The sequence below is a fragment of the Halomonas sp. OfavH-34-E genome (assembly GCF_024124525.1).
In the GTDB taxonomy this organism is placed as follows: domain Bacteria; phylum Pseudomonadota; class Gammaproteobacteria; order Pseudomonadales; family Halomonadaceae; genus Halomonas; species Halomonas litopenaei.
The window spans coordinates 1-4,028 of record NZ_JAMXRY010000105.1; the positions used below are offsets into that span (position 1 = coordinate 1).

The 4,028-nt window shown below is 68.2% G+C and carries 4 protein-coding genes and 1 pseudogene; all 5 read left to right on the forward strand.

The features are described 5' to 3' along the window. Positions 1-1,408, forward strand: a 1,408-nt coding sequence (locus NH448_RS23200) for a PilZ domain-containing protein (protein ID WP_253029566.1), incomplete at its 5' end; no start/stop codon positions are given. A 118-nt stretch (positions 1,409-1,526) separates the two neighbouring features. Beyond that, entirely contained in the window at positions 1,527-2,930 is a 1,404-nt protein-coding gene (gene fliD / locus NH448_RS23205; RefSeq protein ID WP_045994763.1) for a flagellar filament capping protein FliD, read from the forward strand. Positions 2,931-2,966: 36 nt separating this feature from the next. Then, the gene (gene fliS / locus NH448_RS23210) at positions 2,967-3,377 is read left to right on the forward strand and encodes a flagellar export chaperone FliS (RefSeq protein ID WP_045994764.1); all 411 of its coding nucleotides are present in this window, start codon (positions 2,967-2,969) and stop codon (positions 3,375-3,377) included. A gap of 16 nt (positions 3,378-3,393) precedes the next feature. Further along, positions 3,394-3,837 carry a flagellar protein FliT gene (fliT, locus tag NH448_RS23215; RefSeq protein WP_045994765.1) on the forward strand — a complete coding sequence of 148 codons (444 nt, stop codon included), beginning with the start codon at positions 3,394-3,396 and terminating at the stop codon, positions 3,835-3,837. Further along, positions 3,834-4,028 (forward strand): annotated as a pseudogene (locus tag NH448_RS23220) (hypothetical protein); the annotation flags it as partial. The gene fliT and the pseudogene NH448_RS23220, both read left to right, overlap by 4 nt.

Sequence of the window (4,028 nt, forward strand, 5' to 3'; positions counted from 1 at the left end):
CCAGGGCGTGCCGCTTCGTCGGCTGTGGCGATGCCCCTACCCGGACCAGCTGGAGCGGCTACAGCGCCGTCAGAGCTTTCGCGCGCGCCTGCGCCTGGGCATGGCCGCCGAGGCGGTGCTCAGAGACGGCGATAGCCAGGACTTGCACGGCGACCTGATCGATCTGTCGGTGGACGGCTGTCGCCTCGACCTCCCGCGCACCGCCGCTCCTGTGCTGACCAACAGAGAGCTGCCGGTGCCGCTGGAGCTGGGCTTTCCCGATGGCACCCGTCTGGCGCTCCAGGCCGTCGTGCAACATCATCGCTTCGACCCCGAACGGCGGCTGGTCGAGGCCGGCTTTCGCTTCGTCGGCGTCGGTGCCCACCAGGATCGCACCCTGTGGAAGCTGGTACGCGAGGTCGAGCGCGAGGCCGCGCGCATCGCCGAAGGGGTGGATTCCAGGCGACCGCCTTCGCCGCTGTTTCAGCTACCGGCAGGGCGCCGCGGCCCGCGCCTTGGCCGTCGCGAGGCGGAAGCCTACCCCACCGTCATGACCCAGCGGCTGTCCCGCGTAGCCGGCTACCTGCACGCCCAGGCGATGGAGCTGATTCAGGGCGGCTGCATCCACGGCCCGCGCCTGTCGCGCCAGGCCGACCACCTGCTGGCCCTGTACGACGAAGACCGCGACGGCGTGCTGTTCGCGCTGAGGTTCCTGACCCGCGAGTCCTGGCCGGTACGCCACGGCCTGTCGGTGGCGATCCTGTTGATCGACCTGCTGGAAGACAGCCTGCCCGTCGAGTTACGCAAGTCCATCGTCGCCAGCGCCATGATCCATGACCTGGGCAAGGTGCTGCTGCCCGAACCCCTGCGCCTGACGCCGACCTTCGGCGACGCCGAGCGCAATCGCCTGGTTCAGCACGTGGGCTGGCTGCGCGAGCGCCTCAGCCACTGCGCCTGGATCAACGCCTCGGTGTTCGAGGCCACCGCCTGCCAGATCAACGAGCGCCTCGACGGCAGCGGCTATCCCGCCGGCATTCGCGACGATGAGCTACGTGAGCTGGCCCGGGCCAGTGCCGTGGTCGACGCCATCGATGCCATGCGTGCCCAGCGCCCCGACCGTCCGCCCTGGCGTCTCGCGGCGATCTACCGCTACCTGCTCGACCACCCCGACAAGTTCGACACCAGCTGGGTCAAGCGCTTTATCCGGCGCTTCGGTCTGTACCCGATCGGCTCGCTGGTGCGCTTTGACGACGCCTCGCTCGGCTGGGTACTGGCGCTGGACGACCAGGGCCGGCCCTCGCGGGTACAGCGCATGGCCGGCAAGCCGCCCAGCCAGGTCCCGCGGGAGCCGCTGATCGGCCCGCTGGTGGAAGGCGAGACGCTGGCCGCGCTGGGCGAGATCCAGGCCGAGGTGATCATCGGCGCCTGACGCTCAAGTCCGATGAGCACCCGCCGATAACCCGATATACCAAGCACAAGGACGCCTGTTCGAGCCACTGGCCTGCCGGCGTTCTGTCACACTGCCCCCATCACACAGGAAGGACGACATGGCCTCGATCTCATCGCTCGGCATCGGCTCCGGTCTCGACCTCAACGGGCTGCTCGATCAGCTCGAGGCGGCGGAGCAAAAGCAGCTGGAGCCCATCGTGGCCCAGCAGGCGAGCTATCAGGCCAAGATCTCCGCCTACGGCACCCTGGAAGGCGCGCTGAACAGCTTCCAGGAAGCGGTCGACAAGCTCGGCGACCCGGCGCTTTACCAGAGCCTGTCCAGCAGCGTCGAGGGCGAGGGTATCAGCGCCAGCGCCAGCGAGCTGGCGAGCCCCGGCCGCTACGACGTCGAGGTGACCCGGCTGGCCCGAGCCCAGAGCCTGGCCAGCGACGGCTTCGACGCCAGGGACAGCGAGCTGGGCGCCGGTACCCTGAGCCTTACCGTGGGTGGCGAAGACGTCAGCATCAGCCTGAGCCAGGAAGACAGCACCCTGGAGGGACTGCGCGACGCCATCAATGACGCCGAGGCCGGCGTCAGCGCCTCGATCATCAACACCGGCGACGCCGACAATCCCTACCGTCTGGTGCTGTCGAGCGACAAGACCGGCGCCGAGGCGTCGATCAGCGCCGTGAGCTTCGTGCCGGATGACGCTGCCGATACCGAGCTGCAGACCAAGCTGGCCTTCGACATCGCAAGCCCCGACCCCGACGACACCGGCGCCGGCATGCACCAATCGGTGGCCGGTGAAGACGCGGCACTGACGGTCAACGGCATCGCCATCACCAGTGCCTCCAACAGCGTCGAGGGGGCCATCGAGGGCGTCGACCTGACCCTGACGGACGTCGGCGAGACCACGGTCAAGGTCGAGTACAACAACCTGGCCCTGCGTGAGGCGGTCAGCGGCTTCGTCGACAGCTACAACGAGCTCAAGGACACCATGGGCACGCTGACCAGCTTCGACGCCGAGAGCGGTGCCTCGGGCGAACTGCTTGGCGACGCCACCCTGCGCAGCATCGAATCGCGGCTGCGCGGCACCCTGTCCGGCGGCGTGGCCCAGGGTGACTTCCGCACCCTCAGCGATATCGGCATCACCCTGCAGCTCGACGGCACCCTTGAACTCGATGACGAGCGCCTGGACGAGGTCATCTCCAGCGAGCGCGGCGACCTGGCCGACTTCTTTACCGGTGGCGAGGACGGGGTAGGTCTTGCCGACAGCCTCGACGACACCCTGGGCGCCATCCTCGATGACGGCGGCCTGCTCGACAATGCTACCAGCGGGCTCGAGACCCGCATGGAAAGCCTCGACCGCCAGTACGAGCGCACCGAGCAGAGCATCGATGCCACCGTGGAGCGCTACCGCAGCCAATTCGGACAGCTGGACAGCATGATCGCCAGCATGAACCAGACCAGCAGCTACCTGACCCAGCAGTTCGATGCGCTGAACGCCCAGCTGAACCAGTAGCCCTGAGCCCGCCAGACCCAGCCGAGGAGACAACCAATGACACAAGCACAGGCCACCTATGGCCGCGGCGCCGGCGCCTACGCCCGCATGGGGGTGGAGAGCGGCGTGATGTCGGCCAGCCCCCACCAGTTGATCGTGATGCTGTTCGACGGCGCCCAGGCGTCGATTCGCGCCGCCCGCCTGCACCTGGAAGACGGTAATATTCCGGCCAAGGGCGCCGCCATCTCCAAGGCACTGGATATCGTCAACAGCGGCCTGCGCGCGGTGCTGGACGGCGAGCAGGGCGGCGAGGTGGCACTGCAGCTCGACAGCCTCTATGACTACATAGCGCGCCGCCTGCTCGACGCCAACCTGCGCAACGACGCCAGTGGCCTCGACGAAGCCGAACGCCTGATCGAGGATATCGCCTCGGCCTGGCGCGAGATCGGCACCACCACCCACTCCTGAGCGCTTGAGGTCCTAGATGCCACCGCTTGCCGAGTACCACGGCCCAGATACCCAAGGCCCAGATACCCAAGGCCCCCTGCTGTCTCGCTACGAGGCACTGCTGGCGATGACCGAACGGATGCTGTCGCTGGCCGCCGACCACGCCTGGGACGAGCTGATTGCTATTGAGGGCGACTATGTCAGCCAGGTTGCCGCTCTCGACAGCGCTGCACGTGATGGCGCGACACTCGATGGCGCGGCACCGATGGCAAGCCTCGACGCCGACGAGCGCCAGCGCCTGGGCAGCCTGCTGGAGGCCATTCTGGTCAATGATCTGGCGCTGCGAGAAAAGCTGGTTCACCGCCGTGACGAACTCGGCGAACTGCTCAAGGTGTCGCGCAACCAGCAGGACCTGCACCGCGCCTACGCCGGTGGCCGGGTGGTCAACGCCGGCACCCGCTTTCGACGCGAGACGCCGTGAGCGGCATCACACCGCTGATCGATACCCTGCTCCACCAGGTGCTGGGCAAGCGTGTCGACGTGCCCCCGACCAAGGACCCCAACGCCCCGGTCCAGCCGGTGGACCCGGGACGGGGGCCAGGCGCGGTCCATAGCGACTCGCGCCTGGACGCACGGCGGCCCCAGCAAGCCGCCGCCACCACCGGCCAGCGC

What these genes read in the sequence shown, in the direction of transcription:
- fliT (WP_045994765.1), top strand. Translation starts at nt 3,394, where the DNA reads ATGCCACCGCTTGCCGAGTACCACGGCCCAGATACCCAAGGCCCAGAT.
- fliD (WP_045994763.1), top strand. Translation starts at nt 1,527, where the DNA reads ATGGCCTCGATCTCATCGCTCGGCATCGGCTCCGGTCTCGACCTCAAC.
- fliS (WP_045994764.1), top strand. Translation starts at nt 2,967, where the DNA reads ATGACACAAGCACAGGCCACCTATGGCCGCGGCGCCGGCGCCTACGCC.